Annotated in this window: 14 protein-coding genes and 2 tRNA genes; 2 read left to right on the forward strand and 14 right to left on the reverse strand. The window is 56.1% G+C overall.

Annotation, left to right across the window (positions count from 1 at the left end; translation table 11 throughout):
- Positions 1-7: 7 nt before the first annotated feature.
- Together ABIE63_RS15965 and ABIE63_RS15970 are read right to left on the reverse strand one after the other, a co-directional pair.
- Positions 8-1075, reverse strand: a complete 1068-nt coding sequence (locus tag ABIE63_RS15965) for an ABC transporter ATP-binding protein (protein ID WP_354505924.1) — start codon at positions 1073-1075, stop codon at positions 8-10.
- A 112-nt stretch (positions 1076-1187) separates the two neighbouring features.
- Positions 1188-2927: an ABC transporter substrate-binding protein gene (locus tag ABIE63_RS15970; RefSeq protein WP_183416659.1), complete on the reverse strand. Its 1740-nt coding sequence runs from the start codon at positions 2925-2927 to the stop codon at positions 1188-1190.
- 827 nt (positions 2928-3754) lie between these two features.
- On the opposite strand from ABIE63_RS15970, the gene ABIE63_RS15975 reads away from it, so the two are divergent.
- The gene (locus tag ABIE63_RS15975; protein ID WP_354505927.1) at positions 3755-4369 is read left to right on the forward strand and encodes a DUF1326 domain-containing protein; all 615 of its coding nucleotides are present in this window, start codon (positions 3755-3757) and stop codon (positions 4367-4369) included.
- A gap of 59 nt (positions 4370-4428) precedes the next feature.
- Here ABIE63_RS15975 and ABIE63_RS15980 read toward each other — a convergent pair.
- From ABIE63_RS15980 to ABIE63_RS16035, 12 genes are all read right to left on the reverse strand, one after another.
- Positions 4429-4504 (reverse strand) — tRNA-Val (locus ABIE63_RS15980).
- Positions 4505-4624: 120 nt separating this feature from the next.
- Positions 4625-4897 (reverse strand): HU family DNA-binding protein, encoded by a 273-nt coding sequence (locus ABIE63_RS15985; RefSeq protein WP_183416657.1) that lies wholly within the window; start codon positions 4895-4897, stop codon positions 4625-4627.
- A 170-nt stretch (positions 4898-5067) separates the two neighbouring features.
- Positions 5068-7473, reverse strand: a complete 2406-nt coding sequence (gene lon / locus ABIE63_RS15990; protein WP_354505930.1) for an endopeptidase La — start codon at positions 7471-7473, stop codon at positions 5068-5070.
- 159 nt (positions 7474-7632) lie between these two features.
- The gene (clpX, locus tag ABIE63_RS15995; RefSeq protein WP_183416655.1) at positions 7633-8898 is read right to left on the reverse strand and encodes an ATP-dependent Clp protease ATP-binding subunit ClpX; all 1266 of its coding nucleotides are present in this window, start codon (positions 8896-8898) and stop codon (positions 7633-7635) included.
- 134 nt (positions 8899-9032) lie between these two features.
- Positions 9033-9671, reverse strand: coding sequence for an ATP-dependent Clp endopeptidase proteolytic subunit ClpP (clpP, locus tag ABIE63_RS16000; protein WP_183416754.1), 639 nt, complete (start codon positions 9669-9671; stop codon positions 9033-9035).
- 111 nt (positions 9672-9782) lie between these two features.
- Positions 9783-11342, reverse strand: coding sequence for a trigger factor (tig, locus tag ABIE63_RS16005; RefSeq protein WP_354505933.1), 1560 nt, complete (start codon positions 11340-11342; stop codon positions 9783-9785).
- 72 nt (positions 11343-11414) lie between these two features.
- A tRNA-Leu gene (locus ABIE63_RS16010) sits at positions 11415-11499 on the reverse strand.
- Between the two features lie 101 nt (positions 11500-11600).
- Positions 11601-14027 carry a transketolase gene (locus ABIE63_RS16015; protein ID WP_354506091.1) on the reverse strand — a complete coding sequence of 809 codons (2427 nt, stop codon included), beginning with the start codon at positions 14025-14027 and terminating at the stop codon, positions 11601-11603.
- Positions 14028-14236: 209 nt separating this feature from the next.
- Complete coding sequence (locus ABIE63_RS16020; RefSeq protein WP_183416654.1) at positions 14237-14506, reverse strand: hypothetical protein; 270 nt, start codon at positions 14504-14506, stop codon at positions 14237-14239.
- A 213-nt stretch (positions 14507-14719) separates the two neighbouring features.
- Positions 14720-16246, reverse strand: coding sequence for an NAD(P)H-hydrate dehydratase (locus ABIE63_RS16025; protein WP_354505936.1), 1527 nt, complete (start codon positions 16244-16246; stop codon positions 14720-14722).
- Positions 16247-16259: 13 nt separating this feature from the next.
- A complete protein-coding gene (locus ABIE63_RS16030; protein ID WP_354505939.1) occupies positions 16260-17036 on the reverse strand; it encodes an aldolase/citrate lyase family protein in 777 nt (258 codons plus the stop codon).
- Positions 17037-17111: 75 nt separating this feature from the next.
- Positions 17112-18251: a hypothetical protein gene (locus ABIE63_RS16035; protein WP_354505942.1), complete on the reverse strand. Its 1140-nt coding sequence runs from the start codon at positions 18249-18251 to the stop codon at positions 17112-17114.
- 414 nt (positions 18252-18665) lie between these two features.
- On the opposite strand from ABIE63_RS16035, the gene ABIE63_RS16040 reads away from it, so the two are divergent.
- Entirely contained in the window at positions 18666-19493 is an 828-nt protein-coding gene (locus ABIE63_RS16040; RefSeq protein WP_183416651.1) for a response regulator transcription factor, read from the forward strand.
- Positions 19494-19498 lie beyond the last annotated feature (5 nt).

Below are 19498 nucleotides of genomic sequence, written 5' to 3' on the forward strand. Positions count from 1 at the left end.
CCGTCTGTCATAGCGTGATCCGCTTTTCGTCTTGATCGAAGTAAAGGCACTGGGAAACATCGATGAACAAACGCGCGGTTTCTCCCACGCGAAACGCATGAATGCCGTGGGCTTGTGACACCCAGGCGCCCTTCTCTACGGAAAAATGAACGATACTCTCGGAGCCGCTGAGCTCGGTCACCTGAACCCGACCTTCGATCGCTATGGCGCGTTCAGATTGCGGTGTTGGTGACAAATGATGCGGTCTGATCCCAACGGTGTAGCGCCCTTCCGGCAACCCGGCAAAGCGCTCGCCCACCGGCCAGCGCACAGCCTCGTTCAGTACGAACTCGGCCCCTTGCTTGGCAACGGGTGCCGTATTGATCGGCGGATCGGAGAAGACCCGCGCCGAGCGCAGATCCCACGGTTTGCGATAGACCTCCGACGTTTCCCCGAACTGAGTTACCCTGCCTTCATCAAGAGTCGCGGTATGGCCGCCCAGCAGCAATGCCTCGGTGGGCTCCGTCGTCGCGTAAACCACGGTACAGTTTCTATCGGCGAAAAGTTTCGGAAGCTCGTCCCGTAGTTCCTCGCGCAACTTATAATCCAGGTTCGCTAGTGGTTCATCCAGCAAAACCAAATCGGAATCCTTCACCAGAGCACGCGCCAACGCAGTGCGCTGCTGTTGACCGCCGGATAGCTGGCTTGGCCGGCGCTGCAACATCGGGGTTAGCCGCAACAATTCGGCCATCGCCGCAACGCGGGACTTGATCTCGGGTTCGCTCAAGCGCGCAACGCGCAGCGGTGAGGCTATGTTCTCGAACACCGACAGGTTTGGATAATTGATGAACTGTTGATAGACCATCGATACGTTACGCTTTTGAACCGCAACGCCGGTGACGTCGCGGCCCTCGAACCACACCTCGCCCGAGGTTGGACGCTCCAGGCCAGCCATCAATTGCATGAGCGTCGTCTTGCCCGACAACGTGGTGCCGAGGAGGATGTTAAAGCCCCCCTCCTTCAGCATCAGCGACGTTTCATATATGTGGGTTTCGGCGCCGACACGCTTGACGACGTTCCTGAGTTCCAGAGCCATGGTGGTAAGCAAGCCCCCTTGGAGGACAGTATATTCGAGAAAGCCATGACAGGAGCGCCGGACCCGAAGCCCCTTGTCGGAACTTCGGGCCACGACGCACACTGTCTGGCTTTTAGTTGGCGCTCCAGCGGGCAACCAACTCATCGTAGGGGATGGTCTCACCCTGCGGCTTCTCGTTTGCCAACAGAGCTTTCGGTCCACCCGGCTTGCCAAGCCAGGCGGCCGCATCCATCTCCTCGTTCAGGCGCGGTCCACAACCACCATAGGTTCCGGCACGTTCGTCGGCCTGCTGCATACGCGCCATGACTTGGTCCATCTGCTCGGCCAAACGATCCATAGCCTCTTGCGGCGTGAATGCGCCGGAGTTGACGTCACCAATGTTCTGCCACCAAAGCTGCGCCAGCTTGGGGTAGTCAGGTACGTTGACGCCCGTTGGAGTCCAGTTCACCCGGTCCGGCGAGCGATAGAATTCCACCAAGCCGCCCAAGTTGGGTGCCCGGTCGGTAAAGGACTGATGGCGAATATCGGAATCGCGGATGATGGTCAGACCGACATGGCTCTTCTTGAGCGAAACCGATTTGGAGACCGTGAACTGGGCGTAAAGCCAAGCGGCCTTACGACGATCAACCGGCGTTGATTTGAACAGCGTCCAGGAACCGGCATCCTGATAGCCGAGCTTTTGCCCATCTTCCCAATAAGGACCGTGCGGCGATGGTGCCATGCGCCACAAAGGCTTTCCGGCATCATCGACCGTGTTGTTGCCTTCACTCTTAGGCGCAACCATCGTTGCGGTAAAAGCCGTGTACCAGAAAATCTGCTGGGCCACGTTGCCGGTCGCAAGCGCCGGCAAGGATTGATAGAAATCATAGTCTGCCGCGCCTGGAGGCGCGTACTTGCGCAGCCACTCGTCCCATTTACGGATCGCATAGACAGCCGCTGGCCCGTTCGTGCCGCCGCCACGCGAGATTGACGCACCTGCAGGGTTGCAGGAATTCTCTTCCATGCGAATGCCCCACTCGTCGATCGGGCGCCCGTTTGGCAATCCTTTAGAGCCGGCGCCGGCCATCGACAGCCAGGCATCCGTCATGCGCCAACCCAAGTCCGGCGCACGCTTGCCATAGTCCATATGGCCGTAAACACGAACCCCATCGATCTCCTTGACCTTCTCAGAGAAGAACTCGGCGATGTCCTCGTAGGCTGACCAATTGACCGGCACGCCAAGGTCATAACCGTAAGCTTCCTTGAACCTAGCCTTCAGATCGGGGCGCTCGAACCAGTCGTAACGGAACCAGTAAAGATTCGCGAACTGCTGGTCGGGAAGCTGATAGAGCTTTCCATCCGGACCGGTCGTGAAGGATTTGCCAATGAAATCATCAACATCAAGGGTCGGCAACGTGACATCCTTGCCCTCGCCCTCCATCCAGTCGGTGAGATTGACCGCCAGCTGCAAGCGAGAGTGTGTTCCAATCAAGTCGGAATCATTGATGTAAGCGTCGTAGAGGTTCCGACCTGTTTGCATCTGGGTTTGCACGGCCTGAACGACTTCACCTTCACCAAGTAGCTGATGATTAACCTTGATCCCGGTAATCTCTTCGAAGGCCTTCGTCAGGACTTTGGATTCGTACTCGTGGGTTGGAATTGTTTCAGACAGAACGTTGATTTCCATCCCTGCAAAGGGCTTTGCCGCATCGACGAACCATTGCAGTTCCGCTTTCTGCTCTTCAGCGGATAGTGTCGTCGGCTGGAACTCGTCCTTCGCCCACTTCTCGGCCTCGGCCGAACCCGCAAAACTGGGCCCGGCATAGGCGAACACAGCAGCGGTTAACGCTGACACAAGTAACTTTCGGCGCATCTTGTTTCCTCCCTGTACGGTTTACAGCGTCTTTTTATTTGTCCAATGACTGCAAACGAACTGGGCCGCAAAGTCAATCATCCCGCGAACAAGCCCGCAGGTTTTCGTCTCGCCAAGCGTCGTTGCTAAACGATTAGATAGCGAAAAACTATGGGAAGTAAGCCAGAAGGCCAGTTGCCGCAAAACGAAAAGGCGGCTGAAAAACAGCCGCCGTAAAATCTCTATCATCTACCTTAGTGAAGGACGATTGCCGGTGATCTCGCCCGCATCCAACTGCTCAGAGCAGGCGCGTTACAGCGTCGGCAAGATCATCGAAAAAGAAATAGGCCGCAAGGCCTATTATGCCGACGGTAAAAAGGAAACCGGGTAGAAACGGGCTGTCGCTCATCATCTCAAATCTCACTGTGTTTTATTTTTTTTAGTTATCCACGAGACGGCCCCGATTTGGCGACAAAAAGAATATAAAAATTTATTAAAAACGGGCCGTAACTATTATATTTTTCAGGAAATTTCCACCTTGAGGTCCAGAATTCTCTCTCCTCTTACCTCCAGGTTGTCGGACACGGGAACGTGAAAATTTATTTTTTTACGTTCGTTACAATATTTCCCAAATTACAGCTGCGCTAGATCATTCCTCGCAGATCGATCTTCCGGCGCCGAGCGTGGCCTTCTTCTCCATTCACCCAAAGATGGGCCACGCTCGCTCCTAACCCTTATCCGGAAAATATCGGAAAGACTGTCCACGGAGCCACGCGGATCACGATACCTGTTTCAGAATTGGACTCGTTGCAATACCATTCCTTCTTTCACTGGAGGGAGAGGTCGTGATGAGCGCTTGGCACATCGAAGGGCAGTACATGGAGACGTGCAACTGTGCGTTCCTCTGTCCCTGCATCAGTTCCAACCTTACTGCGAAGCCAACGGAGGGCGATTGCAAGGCGGCCATCGCCATGCAAATCGATAAGGGGAAGAAAGGTGGAGTTTCCCTGGACGGCCTGGCCTTCATCGTACTGCTGCATTCGCCTGGCCCCATGATCGAGGGCAATCTTAAAGTCGGACTGATAGTCGACGACAAGGCAAGCGAGGATCAACTCGCCGCTATCAACGCTATTGCCACGGGGTCGGAAGGCGGACCAATGGCGGCGCTGGCGCCGCTTGTCGGAGAGGTTGTGGGTATCGAACAGCGCTCAATCCGCTTCGAGAAAGCCGGAATGAGCTATGCCGTCAAAGCTGGTGAACTGGTCGAACAAACGTTGGAAGGCCTGGCAAGCGCCGTCAAGGAAGGCGAGCCATTGTATTTGGAGAACGCTTTCCACCCGGTGTCCTCCAAGCTTGCTCTCGCTCGGGCAACAAGCAGCAAGTTCCACGCTTTTGGGATCGATTGGGAAGATTCTAGCGGCACTCGAAACGGACATTTCGCCCCCTTTTCCTGGAGCGCTTGAACCGCCAAAACGATTGTCCAATCGGGAGGCCGAGCTAATCTGAAGAATTCAAAGAATAATGGTGGGCGGTGACAGGCTCGAACTGCCGACCCTCTCGGTGTAAACGAGATGCTCTACCAACTGAGCTAACCGCCCACTAACTCGCTAATGTGATTCTGCGGAGAGGTTCTTACCGCGAAATAAACGCCACGGCAATGAAAACGGCCGCCCCGCATTGCGGTAAGCGGCCGTCCCATCGATCCATACCAAGTACGCTTAGTTAACGGCGTCCTTGAGGGCCTTACCAGCCTTGAACTTCGGCTGATTGGAGGCCGGAATCTTTATCTTCTCACCCGTGCGGGGATTCCGCCCTTCGGAAGCTGCCCGTTTGGTAACGGCGAAATTACCGAAACCAACGAGGCGAACATCGCCCCCGGACTTCAATGCGTCAGTGATCGAATCAAATACAGCGTCGACGGCCTTTGCACTATCAGCCTTAGAAAGACCAGTGCTGCTAGCGACCGCGCTGACAAGATCGTTTTTGTTCACGTCGAAAACCCCCCATCCAATGCCTGTGGGAATAACGGAATTCACGGAGCGAAAAACGCTACGAGACAAAAAGAGTGTAAGCCTTCAAAAACCGGAACGTCAACGCGTCAGCCTGTGGAAAGCGGGAGAAATCTGCGGATTTCCGAAGATTTCTCCCGCGACTCGGCATATCAGTGCGTTACAACCTCTTTATGGTCGCCTTCCTTCTTGGCCAAAGCCGCCTTTTCGACTTCTTCCTCGTTCCACTCAATTGGAGTCGGCTTCTTCGTCAAAGCGACTTCTAGAACCTCATCGACGGTTTCAACTGGCCGGATATCAAGCTTGGAGCGAACATTTTCCGGGATATCCGCAAGGTCTTTTTCGTTCTCCTTGGGTATCAAGACGGTCTTCATCCCGGCACGCAAGGCTGCCAGCAGCTTCTCTTTCAGGCCGCCGATCGGCAACACACGCCCGCGTAGGGTGATTTCACCCGTCATTCCCACTTCGCGTCGGATGGGGATTCCGCTCAACGCCGACACGATTGCAGTGATCATCGCGACGCCTGCAGACGGTCCGTCCTTAGGTGTCGCACCCTCTGGCACGTGTACGTGGATATCCTTGCGCTCGAAGAGAGTCGGTTTGATACCAAATTCGATTGCGCGGCTTTTCACGTATGATTCCGCTGCCTGAATCGATTCCTTCATGACATCGCCAAGCTTGCCGGTCGAAATCACCTTGCCTTTACCGGGCACGGTCACAGCTTCGATTTGCAGGATCTCGCCGCCTACTTCCGTCCAGGCCAGTCCAGTGGAAACACCGACTAGGTCTTCCAGTTCCGCCTCACTGTGGCGGAAACGAGGAATGCCTGCATACTTGTCCAGGTTCTCCACCGTAATTACCACCTCGGTCACGCCATCCATGGCGATTTCCTTGACGGCCTTGCGGGTGAGATTGGCAATCTCGCGCTCCAGGTTGCGCACACCGGCCTCACGCGTATAGCGCTGGATCAGCAACCTAAGCGCATCATCGCCAATAGACCACTCATCGCCCTTGAGCCCATGATCCTTCATCTGCTTCGAGATCAAATGACGCTTGGCGATCTCAACCTTCTCATCCTCGGTGTAGCCCGGGATGCGAATGATCTCCATCCGATCCAACAAAGGCTGCGGCATCCGCAGGGTGTTGGCCGTAGTCACAAACATTACGTCCGACAGGTCGTAATCCACCTCCAGGTAATGATCGCTGAATGTGTTGTTCTGTTCGGGATCAAGAACCTCCAGCAAGGCAGAGGAAGGATCGCCTCGCCAATCGGCGCCCAATTTATCCACCTCATCGAGGAGGAAAAGCGGATTGGAGCTTCCGGCCTTCTTCATGCTCTGGACGATCTTGCCGGGCATCGACCCGATGTATGTCCGACGATGGCCTCTGATTTCGGCCTCGTCACGCACGCCGCCCAGGCTGATTCGCACAAACTTGCGGCCCGTGGCTTCCGCCATCGACTTACCCAACGAGGTCTTGCCCACTCCAGGCGGTCCCACAAGGCAGAGAATGGCGCCGCGAACCTTCTTCATCCGGCCCTGAACGGCGAGATACTCAAGGATGCGTTCTTTGACCTTTTCCAAGCCATAGTGATCGCGATCAAGAACTTCCTGCGCCAGCTTCAAATCATGCCGGACCTTCGTGCGCTTTTTCCAAGGCAAGGCCACCAGCCAGTCAAGATAATTCCGGACCACCGTTGCTTCGGCTGACATGGGGCTCATCGACCGGAGCTTACGCATCTCGGCCAGAGCCTTTTCCTTCGCTTCCTTGGAGAAACGGGTCTTCTTGATTTTCTCTTCGAGCTCAGTGAGCTCATCCTTGCCGTCTTCGCCCTCGCCAAGCTCCTTCTGAATCGCCTTCATCTGCTCATTCAGATAGTACTCGCGCTGGGTTTTCTCCATCTGGCGTTTGACGCGGTTGCGGATACGCTTTTCAACTTGAAGAACGCCAATCTCGTTCTCCATGAAGGCATAAACTTTTTCCAGACGGTCGGCGACTCGCGGGAGCTCCAGAAGCTCCTGCTTTTCCGCAATCTTAAGATTGAGATGCGAGGAGACCGTATCGGCGAGCTTGCTTGGCTCTTCGATCTGGTTCACGGAGGAAAGCACCTCCGGCGGAATCTTCTTGTTGAGCTTGATGTACTGCTCAAACTCGGTCACCACGGTCCGGGCCAGCGCGTCGAGCTCGCGCTCATCGCCCCTCTCCTCTTCCAAGGATTCGGCGTTGGCCAAGAAAAAGGCTTCGTTCTCCACAAACTCCGTGATCTTGGCGCGGCGGCTGCCTTCGACCAACACCTTCACGGTGCCGTCGGGCAGCTTTAGCAGTTGCAGAACAGTCCCGATGGTTCCGATCCGGTAGATGTCTTCGGTCTGCGGATCGTCCTGCGCGGCGTCGCGCTGCGTCACAAGGAGAATCTGTTTATCATCTTTCATCACGTCTTCCAGAGCGCGCACAGATTTGTCGCGACCCACGAAAAGCGGAACGATCATGTGTGGAAAAACAACGATATCCCGAAGCGGGAGCACCGGAAATTGAGTCACAGTTGAAGTATCGGCCATGGTTCCTCTTTTCACTTCGCCTGCCGTTCTTGGACATTCCCCATTATGGGCGGAGCCTCACGGCGCGCCGTCCATCGCATTGGATCAAACGGCGTGGTCACAACAGAACTGGGCAGAAAACAGCCCGTCTTCAAGTGCCAAGAAACGGGAATCGGACGATTAAGCGCTGCTACCGACGTCTTCACGGCGATCAGTGTAGATTTGCAGCGGCTTTGCGCGTCCTTCAACAACCTCACGATTGATTACCATCTCCTCAACGCCTTCAAGTCCAGGCAGTTCATACATTGGATCAAGTAGGATTCCCTCCATGATCGAACGCAGCCCACGGGCGCCAGTTTTGCGGGCGATGGCTTTTTTCGCGATGGCCTGAAGCGCATCGTCGGTAAAATCGAGACGGACGCTCTCCATATCGAATAGCCGCTGGTACTGCTTTACCAGCGCATTCTTCGGTTTGGTAAGAATCTCAATGAGTGCGACTTCATCCAAGTCTTCCAAGGTCGCCACGACCGGAAGACGGCCGACGAACTCCGGGATCAGACCAAACCGCAACAAATCTTCCGGCTCGACCTCACGGAGAATCTCACCTGTCGTGCGCTGGTCCGGGCCGCGCACGTCAGCCCCAAACCCAATCGACGAGCCCTTGTTACGGCCGGCGATCAGGCGTTCCAAACCAGCGAAGGCGCCGCCGCAGATAAACAGGATGTTTGTCGTATCGACCTGGAGGAATTCCTGTTGAGGATGTTTACGGCCGCCCTGCGGTGGCACGGAAGCCACGGTGCCTTCCATAATCTTCAACAATGCTTGCTGAACGCCCTCACCAGAGACATCCCGCGTTATCGAAGGATTATCGGACTTACGACTGATCTTATCGACCTCGTCGATATATACGATACCGCGCTGCGCCTTCTCGACATTGTAGTCGGCGGACTGCAGCAGCTTCAGAATGATATTCTCGACATCCTCACCGACATAACCCGCTTCGGTCAGCGTGGTCGCATCGGCCATAGTGAAGGGTACGTCCAGAATGCGCGCCAGTGTCTGTGCCAGAAGCGTCTTGCCGCAACCGGTCGGTCCAACCAGCAGAATGTTGGATTTCGACAGCTCCACATCGTTGTGCTTCTGACCATGAGCGAGGCGCTTGTAGTGATTATGCACCGCGACGGAAAGGACCCGCTTGGCGTGGAACTGCCCAATGACGTAATCATCCAGAACCGAGCAGATATCGCCCGGCGAGGGAACGCCGTCCCCTGCCTTCGGCAACGCGGACTTACTTTCTTCCCGGATGATGTCCATGCAGAGTTCGACGCACTCGTCGCAGATGAACACTGTAGGCCCGGCAATAAGTTTGCGCACCTCGTGCTGGCTCTTTCCGCAGAAAGAGCAGTAAAGGGTGTTCTTCGAATCGTTGCCGCTGCTTTTAGTCATGATCTCCGCTCGGCACTTTCGTCCACTAGTATGTTAGACAAGTCGATCGAAGCCGCACAATGAAAAATCCCACGACCTTCGACCGGGCAAGGAGGCACCTGTAACGCCTCTATCGTCCGGATCGGCAAATTGGCTCAACGATCATCAGAGCCCTTGCCTTCTCCTTTATCCTTGTCAGCACCGGGAATGCTGTGTTGCTGCACCACGCTATCGATCAAACCAAACTTCTGGGCGTCTTCCGGATTGAGAAAGCGATCACGCTCCATAGCTTCCTCAATTGCCTCGATCGGCTGCCCGGTATGTTCGACGTAAATTTCGTTCAATCGGCGACGAATCGAGAGAATCTCACGCGCATGAATCTCAATATCCGTAGCTTGCCCCTGGAACCCGCCCGAGGGCTGATGGACCATCACGCGCGCATTGGGCAAAGCAAAGCGCTTACCCTTAGCACCCGCGCAGAGCAACAGCGATCCGGCAGAAGCGGCCTGACCGATGCACAGGGTCGAGACGTTCGGCCGGATGTACTGCATGGTGTCATAAATAGCCAAACCGGCCGTTACGACACCTCCCGGTGAGTTGATGTAAAAGGAGATATCCTTTTCGGGGCTTTCAGACTCAAGAAACAGGAGCTGCGCACACACCAGACTCGCCACTGCATCATTGATGGGGCCGGTCAGGAAGATGATCCGCTCTTTAAGCAAGCGCGAGTAGATATCATAGGAGCGCTCGCCCCTGTTGGTCTGCTCGACCACCATGGGAATGAGGTAATTCATCTGAATATCGTTACTCACCTGTGCTGCTCCTCGTTTTCATGAACCTCCACACTCAAGATCTGGGAAGCGGTTCGGCTTTTCAAAAGCCCCCACCCTTCCCAAACCCCAAGATCAGTCGCCTTTCGTCGGCTTCTTGGCCGGCGCTTTCTTTTTAGCCGGAGCCTTCTCCGCCGCGTCGGCTTTCGCATCGGCGGCCTTAGGCGCTGCTTTCTTTGCCGCCGCCTTTTTTGCCGCTGGTTTCTTGGCTGCCGCCTTTTTCTTCGCCGGCGCCTTCGAGGCTTTGTCATCGGCCGCGGAAGCTTCGCTTTCCGCCAGCATCTCCTGACGCAATTCCTCAGCTGTCATGTTGCGCTCGGACACCTTCGCCAACTCTACGATGTAGTCGATGACCTTATCCTCGAACACCGGTGCACGGAGGTTGTCCATCGCCTGGGGGTTTTTCTGGAAAAACTCGAAGACTTCCCGCTCATGGCCCGGATGACGTTGTGCCTCCTGCAACAACGCACGGTTCAACTCGTCCTGCGTCACTTCGATCTTGTGCGCCCGGCCAACTTCGGAGAGCAGCAGCCCAAGACGAACACGACGCTCCGCGATCGTGCGGTACTCGGCCTTAAGCTCGTCTTCGGACTTGTCCTTGTCCTCGGGGTCGATGTCGCCCTTTTCGCGGTCCTGTTGCACCTGCTGCCAGATAACCTCGAATTCGTTCTCGACCATGCTCGCGGGAACCTGGAAGCTGTGTGCTTCGGCAAGCTTGTCCAGCAACTCCCTTTTCATGCGCGCTCGTGTCAGTCCCTCGTACTCACCGGCGATCTGTTCACGCACACGTTCTTTCAGCGCGTCCAGCGATTCCTCGCCGAGCTTTTCGGCAAAAGTGCCATCGATCGGCTGGGGCTCTGTCTCCAGAACCTCTTTCACCGTCACCTGGAAAACCGCTTCACGGCCAGCCAGCTTGTCGTTCATATAAGTTTTCGGGAAGGTAACGGTGACGGTCTTTTCATCACCGGCCTTAGCGCCGATCAGTTGATCCTCGAAGCCCTCGACAAACCGGTTGGAGCCCAACTCGAGATTGTGGTCTTCCGCTGCCATGCCTGGCAGTTCTTCACCATCAACCGAGCCGCGGAAATCAATGACGAGAACATCGTCCTTCTTTGCTGCGCGTGGCTTGGCGAGCGGCTTAGTGGCTTTCTGCTGGCTGGCCAGGTTCTCAAGCGCCTGCTGAACTTCATCATCAGGCACGGACAGCTTGATACGCTCAATCTCTATGGTCGCGAAATCAACAGGCTCAACATCGGGCAGAAGTTCGATCTCGATCTTGAACTCGAGATCCTCGCCCTCCTCGAACTTCGTAACCTCAATCTTGGGCTGAACCGCTGGCCGTAAGCCGCGTTCACTCAGCGCTTGGTTCGTGCCGTCATTGACTGCGCGCTCCAAAACTTCGCCCATCACTGCCTGTCCGTAACGGCTGCGCAGCATCTTCATCGGCACCTTGCCGGGCCGGAACCCTGGAATACGAACCGTGGTGCCGACTTCCTTCAGCCGAGTCTCGACTTTCTGGTCGATATCGGTGGCGCTGATAGTAACCGCGAACTCGCGCTTCAAGCCTTCGGAATTGATCTCGTTTACCTGCATTGGGAACCCGGCCTTTCTTGCCTCGAAGCCCTTGAAATCCAAACTCTCTTTACGGGAAACAGCGCTTGCACTCGGGCCGCCGCCGCTTTCCCTGTTCGTTCGTAGCGCACCTCGTGGTGCGGGCGGAGGGACTTGAACCCCCACGGATTTCTCCACTGGAACCTAAATCCAGCGCGTCTGCCAATTCCGCCACGCCCGCATGACACGCCTGCCCCGCGACAAATGTCTGCGAGCAGCGCGGTTTACAACATCGTTGCCCTGCATGGCAACTGCGCCGACGGCCTTTTTTTTGAAAGACCCTCACCTGCGGCGCAGACGATCTAACAAAACAGCCGCTGCGGCATCGACAATTGCTTCCGCATCCAACTCATATTGGCGATAGAGATCGGGTAGGTCACCAGATTGGCCAAAATGCTCGACACCCAACGCCTGAAGACTGTGACCGCGGACAGCGCCAAGCCATTCCAGAGTAGCCGGATGACCGTCAATCACTGTTACAAGCCCAGCATCGGGCGCCAGCGGTGCAAGGAGTCGTTCAACCGCTGATACGGCGTTACGATGCCCAGCCCTTCGGGCCTTTTCCGCAGCATGCCAGCCGGCATTGAGCCGGTCTGCCGAGGTCACGGCGAGCAAACCCGCCCCAGGCACCTCATCGGCTATTGAATCAAAGGCCTCCAACGCCTCTGGGGCGATCGCACCACTGTAAATAATCGCCAGTTCCGCACCGTTTTCAGGTTCGCGCAGCCAATAACCGCCTTCGATGATCTGCTTTTCCACCCGTGCCGTTAGACTGCGCTCGGGTTGCACCAACTGGCGTGTCGACAGACGCATATACAGCGAGCCGCCGTTGATATCTCGCTGCCAGTCACCTTCGTTCTCCTGTAGCTCCGTTCCCCTGTCACTACGCAGGCTGCCATCGCGCTGCAGATAATCAAATCCCCAGTGCAGAATGGCGGAAAGCTCATCAACAAATGCAGGCTCGAAGGACGCCAAACCGTCCTGTGCCATGCCGATCAGCGGCGTGCCGACCGACTGGTGCGCGCCTCCTTCGGGAGCCAGCGTAATACCGGATGGCGTCGCAACGACGATAAAACGGGCATCCTGGTAGCAGGCATAATTTAAAGCGTCCAGACCGCGGCAAATAAAGGGGTCATAAAGGGTTCCGATCGGCAGAAGGCGGGCGCCGAATAGCGAATGCGACAGCCCGAGAGCCGCCAGCAATGTAAAGAGATTGTTCTCGGCGATTCCCAGCTCCAGGTGTTGCCCCTGAGGCGACAAAGCCCAGCGTTGGGCCGACACGACCTTTTGTTCCTTGAACACGTCCTCGCGTCCACGGCGATCGAATATGCCGCGTCTATTGACCCAGCCCCCAAGATTCGTCGAGACGGTAACATCGGGAGAGGTCGTGATGATTCGGCTCGCGAGTTGGCTGTCCTCACGGGCGAGGTCGGCCAGAATTTTGCCAAAACCTTCCTGAGTCGACATGCGTTCACCGACAGGCCGCGGAAACGCTTCTGGGACAGGCACATAATCGGCTTTGTAGCGGCGCGTTCCCTCCGCATTGAAGGGCACCGCATTGATATAGGCCTGGAGCTTTTCCGCGGGTTGCTGCAATCCGGCGAACTTATCCCATTCCTGGCCCGGCGGCACGCCCATGCTTTCCTGGAAAAGTTGCATCTGATCCGGGTTCATGAGGCCCGCGTGGTTATCCTTATGCCCGGCAAAAGGTAGATTGTGCCCCTTGATCGTGTAGGTGATGAAGCAGGTCGGCGTTTCGCTTTGGGCCGCAGTGAAAGCCTCTAGAACCGTTTCCAGGTCGTGCCCTGCAAGATTACTCATCAATCCATGCAGCGCCGCGTCGTCATAGTCATCAAGCAAACCGCGCACGCCACTCGCAGAGCCAATATCGACCTGGAGCTGCTTGCGCCAAGCAGCACCGCCTTTAAAGACCAGTGCGGAATAAAGTGAATTCGGGCAATCATCAATCCAACTACGCAAAGCCCCGCCGCCCGGCTTTTCAAAGGCGGCCTGTAATTTCTTCCCGTACTTGAGCGTCTCCACGCGCCAGCCCATGTTATCGAACAGTTTGTCGATTTGGCCGAACAAGCGATCTGTTACCACCGCATCCAGGCTCTGCCGGTTGTAGTCGATCACCCACCAGGTGTTTCGAAGGTCGTGCTTCCAGCCTTCCAGCAAGGCCTCATAAACGTTGCCTTCGTCCAGTTCCGCATCGCCCACCAGTGCAACGGCTCGCCCCCAGGGACGGTCACCATCGATTAGGTTTTTGAGCCGGACGTAGTCTTGAACCAAGCTGACAAAAGAGGTCATTGCGACGCCCAACCCCACCGACCCGGTTGAGATATCGACGTCATCTATGTCCTTCGTGCGCGACGGGTAGGATTGAGCGCCGCCCATTGCGCGGAAGTCCTGCAGCTTTTCCAGGGTTTGGTTGCCGAACAAATACTGTATTGCATGAAACACTGGAGAGGCGTGCGGCTTTACTGCGATCCTGTCTTGCGGCCGTAGGACATGAAAATAAAGAGCGGTCATCACCGTTACCAGGGATGCGCAGGAAGCCTGGTGGCCGCCGACCTTCAAGCCATCGCGGCTCGGACGGAGATGGTTGGCGTTATGAATGGTCCAGGCGGAAAGCCATAGAATCTTCTTTTCCAACTCCCGAAGACATGCCAACTGATCTTCACCCGGGAGCCGACTTTCATTCCCAATGTCACGGGTCAGAATAGTGCCCGCCGTCTTCTTAGCCACGCGACTCCTCCATCAACTCGCCTGGCAGCCCGCCCATCCAATAAGAGTGGTTAAGGCGCAGACCTGCCCAATGAGCAGCAGTCTGCCCCGCAGCGCCGGGCGACGCAACGCGGTAGGACCACAATAATCCATCGACTGGAAAACAGTTTGTAGAACCGTGCTGATTACATTCAGGCCGAATGCACTGGGTCGCTGAATCGCTCTGTGAAACTCTGCAAGTTAAGCATTCTAGGGCCGGTTTCCACAGGCGACCGGTAGCGACTTTCAATGACCACCGTGAACCGCACATGCGGAATTCCCATTGGATCGGCGGTAATAGCCAACACCTCGGCGGTTTCGATTACTTTTGAACTGATATGACGAAAGCGGGCCCCCGGCACAATCTCCGCAGCAAAGCGGCTCTTGCGAAACAGCCCAATGACGCGAGAATCGGAAATCATCCGCTCACCTAGCCCCCACATCCTGCCCCAACGGCTTTTGTTACAAAGCTCTGTTTTACGAACGGGCGCAGACTGCCTTACCGACAGATCACCTTGATTTATATTAGGGAAGGCGTTGACGTGCAATGCTTTTCCCCTTTCACATCCGTTAGTTTCCGGCTCCTGGAAAGAACCCTCCGCGAAAAAGGTAACCGCGATTCAATTAAAACATTGTTAAACAGCCGAGTGATACGGCGCCAAATGCTGCAACACTTCAGGAAGAACATCGGGCAAATCTTCGGCGATCAGTCCGGGACCGAACAAGCCGGCTGCTTCACCATGCAGCCAAACCGCAGCAGCTGCGGCCTCGAAAGTTGGCATGCCCTGAGCCATCAAGGCGGCTATGAATCCCGCCAGCACGTCACCACTGCCCGCGGTTGCCAACCACGGCGGCGCGTTGGCGTTGATTATCGCCCTGCCGTCGGGAGCCGCCACGACGGTGTCATAGCCTTTCAAGACGATAACGGCGCCGGCACGCTGCGCCGCATCGCTTGCGCGCTTGAGCTTTCCGCCATTTGGCGCCTTGGACGCATCAGGGAACAAACGCGCGAACTCGCCGGCATGTGGCGTCATCACGGTCTTCTCCGGGATGGATTGAAACAATAGATCAGCCTTGTCTTGGAATGACGTGAGCGCGTCGGCGTCAAGAACCATGCCTCGCGTGCCATCTTGCGCCATGCAGGCAAGAACCTTTTCGCGCGTGTCCGTACCGACGCCCAGCCCTGGTCCTAAAAGAATGCAGTTGATCCGCTGGTCAGCCAAAAGATTTGCCCAATCCTCGGCGTTCTCTACCGACGCCAGCAACGTGCTCGGCCCGGCAAGCGCAAGCATCGGAAAAACGCTGCGCGCACCTGCCAGTGTGACCAATCCGGCACCGGCGCGCTGGGCCGCGCGAGCAGCCAGACAGGCGGCTCCGGTCATTGTATCTCCGGCACCGATAACCAGGTGTCCATGGTGATACTTGTGGCTGTCGGGTCCGCGCCAGGGGAAACAGGAGATCCACGCATCCGGCCCATTGAGCCAGCACTCCGTGCCGATTTCCGCCAAAACTGCAGCATCAATTCCGATGTCGGACACAACAAGGTCACCAGCCAACTGCCGACCCGGCAAAAGGTAATGCCCCGGCTTGGCGCGGAAGAATGTCACGGTAACGTCTGCCTCGATTGCGCTAGTGCCCAGCACCTCGCCACTATCACCGCTCACGCCGCTCGGAATATCGATCGCAACGACCGAAGCGGAGGAGCGGTTCACAGCCGCGACTAAATCCTTTGTTACTCCAGCTAGCGGTCTGGAAAGACCAGCGCCGAACAACCCGTCGACGATCAAACCGACACCTTCCGGAGCCTGGGGGGCAAGCGGCTCGACTACTCCTTGCCAACGCTCAGCGTGAATTGCAGCATCACCACGAAGTGCCTTTACTTCACACGCGCTCATCACCGTGACCGGCCAGCCCGCATCCTGCAGGCGCCGAGCAACCACAAAGCCATCGCCACCATTGTTTCCGGGTCCGCAAAGAACCAGCGTTGTCATCGAATTCCAACGCTCTTGGATGAGGGCTGCAACTGCGGCGCCGGCGTTCTCCATCAGGACCTCACCTTTGGTGCCGGCCGCGATGGTCATTTGATCGGCGACAGCCATTTGCTCGCCCGTCAGAAGGGCCGGACCAGGGGCGTTCACCCTGCCTAAAGGCCGATCTGACATGAGACCCCGTCCCCTATTTGGTTCCTGTGAGGCTGCGAAAGGCTTCGATGGAGTTCCTAGCGCCATTGCGCAGCAGCGCAACGTCGGCATCCGTCAAAATCAAACTGGCCCCGCTTTCCACAAGCAGTTTTACCGGCCGTTTTGGCGTCGGAATATGGCCAATTAGCTTTCCAGCAGACTTTGCGGCAGCCTCCACCTTCGCAATTGCTTCATGAACCTGCGGGTGGTCGACCTGCCCTATCAGCCCCATTTCCGTGGAAAGGTCAGAGGGACCGACAAACAACATGTCCACTCCTTCAACGTCGGCAATTGCGGCGGCGCTTTCAACAGCTTTACGAGTTTCTATCTGACAAATGACGAGCAGCTCGTCTTGAATCGTATTCAGGTACTCGGCCGCATTCACGCCATATCCGGAAGCGCGAATAATGGAGGCAGCGTTTCCCCGTCTGCCCCCGGGCGCATAGCGGCAGGCCGCGACCGCCTGATGCGCCTGTTCGGCGCTATCTACAGAAGGCACCATGATACCGCGCGCACCAGCATCCAAAGAACGTTTGATCGCAACGTGATCATTCCAAGGCACGCGGACCAACGGCACGCAGTCGGTCCCCTTCATGGCCTGCATCACAGAAATACAATCCAGGAAGCCGCCCGGCCCGTGCTCCATGTCGAGCATCGCGCAATTGTACCCAGCTTCGGCCATGACCTCGGCCGCCATCGGGCTGAACAGTTCAAGCCAGAATCCGAGCAACTGCTCGCCGTTGTGCATCCGAGATTTAAGGTTATTGGCCATGCTGGATTCTTCCTTTTACCTATCCGTTGTTCATGAATCGCACGCTTGGCGATCTTGTATTACAAAGTACTTTCCTTAGAGCGCGAGCGCTGCACAGTAGGCATTTTCAATACCGGCCCGAAGCGTTCTGCAGAAAACTTCGGCATCCGCCCCATCGACCATACCCTGCGCAAACACCCGGTAGCCGCTGCTCCCACCCAATGGCACAATGCTGATTGGATGTCCTGTAAAAAGACCGCTGTACAGGGCCAGTGTTTTGCGGCGGAACTCCTCCGCATCGTCCCGATCGCCGAATGTACCCAACCAAACGACAATTCCCTTGTCCGATCCTAAGGAGGCGTCGTCGGCCGCCCCGCTCTCTGCAGCCGGTTCAACAGGTGCCGATACAGGAGCTTGCGGTTCTTTCACTTGTGGAGCCGGGACGTTCGGCTGACTTGGTTCAACTATGGCCGATTGCGCGTCGTCGGGTAGAATTTCTTCATCGGGTTTCGGCGCAGCCGCTTCCGCAACAGAAACACTATCGGTACTCTCTTCTACCTCAGCCGAGGCAGCGATTTCTTCCTGCAGCCCAACGCCGGTCTCTCGCAATTTGCGGGCTTCCTCGGCAGCCGCCTCGTGGCCCTGCCGCTCCGCCAGCGAGAACCAGGTAAGCGCCGCAACACTGTCCGCATCGACCCCGACCCCCAACAGATAAACCTGCCCCATTGCAAACTGCGCATCTGCCAAACCGGACTCGGCGGATTGCTTGAACCATTCGCGCGACTTGGCAATGTCTGCCAGGACCCCCTCCCCTCGATAGTAAGCAAGACCGAGGTTGTAGGCAGCGAGCGCATTGCCGAGGTTCGCGGCCCGTGACCAAAGCGAGAAAGCCTTTGTGGCATCCCGCGCGACACCCGACCCTTGAGCATAGAGCCCACCCAAGTTTGTCAAAGCATCTGGGTGATTCTGCGCGGCTGCGCGGCTGTACCAATGGATCGCTTTTTCAAGGACTGCTTCGTCGGCACCGGCCTTTGTTTCATAAAGTACGCCCAGCGCGTATTGCGCGCGAGCGTCACCGTCTTCCGCCAAAGGTTCCCATATGGTTTCCGCCTGCGCGTAGGCCGCCGCATTGAATGCGCGCAACCCTTGTTCGTAATTCGCGAGAGCCGGAGACGTTGGTGAGACCAAAGCGGCAGCGGCCAGGAGCAATAATCCAAAAGCCGCAGTCTTATGCATTCAATATTCCTCCTCACGGGCACCAACACACAAACCGACAAACTAAAGTGCCAGTCTCTCGGAAAAACTATATCTCAGTTAACCAAGGATCAGCTTACCTTGCATCGAATTTTCCTAAGATTCTCGTATTAGTTTTTTTAATTTTCACAAACATATGAATTTGGTAATCTGACAAAACTTGGTAAAAAGGGCTGTCTCGGACACAAGAGACGTAAAAAAGAAAATACCTTGAGGGGGCAACTATCGTGAAAGCCGGAATAGAACCCAGAAAAGAACCAAGTCGTTCTGGCGCTATCTCTCCAACAAGGTTTTTTTAGATCCCAGACGGTGCTTTGCCGTTTGGAGGGGGCTGGACTGCTGCATCTGTTCCATCGGGAATTGACTGTGGCGTCTCAGGGTGAAAGGAGTATTGGCGTGTACAATAGCCAAACGACACAAGACCGGGACACAAAGAATCCCGGCAAAGACCACATCATCGATGAAGGACTCAACAACGAAACCAACGGGACGCTGCTAAATCGTATCTTACTTATAGAAGATGAATCCGATCTTCGTGCCGAGCTTGCCGAATATCTTCAACGGCACGGATTCGTTGTAACCAGTTACGCAGATGGGCGCACTCTTCGGAACTCCGGCGGCAAGCTCCCATTCGATCTGATCCTGCTCGATCTCATGATCCCGGGTGACGATGGCATCACGCTAACCCGCGAAGTTCGCGCCCGGTCCAATGTACCCATAATCATAATTACCGGCCGCAACGACGTGGTGGACCGAGTTGTCGGCCTTGAGATCGGGGCGGACGACTACATTAGCAAACCTTTTGATTTCCGTGAGTTGCAAGCACGGATCAAAGCCGTTATTCGCCGCCATGCGATCGCCAGGGTAAGTGGCATCCGCGCCAGCAATCGCGTATGGGATTTTTTAGGTTGGCAGGCCGATGGGCGTAGCCGAACCTTAATGCGCCCAGATGGTGAGTTCGTTGATCTTACGACGGCTGAGTACATGTTGCTCGAGGCGTTTCTCATCAGACCGGGGCAACTCCTCTCCCGCGACCTTTTGTTGGAGTATGTTTACAACCGACGCTGGTCGCCGCTCGATCGCAGCATCGATAATCTCGTCGCCCGTCTCAGGAAGAAACTGGAAGACCGTCATAAAGGTCCAATAATGATCAAGACGGTTCGCAGTAGAGGTTATCTATTCACACCCGAAGTCGTTGAAACCAAAGTGAAAGAAACTTCATAAGCTGA

The sequence above is a fragment of the Limibacillus sp. MBR-115 genome (assembly GCF_040549425.1).
Taxonomy (GTDB): domain Bacteria; phylum Pseudomonadota; class Alphaproteobacteria; order Kiloniellales; family CECT-8803; genus Limibacillus; species Limibacillus halophilus.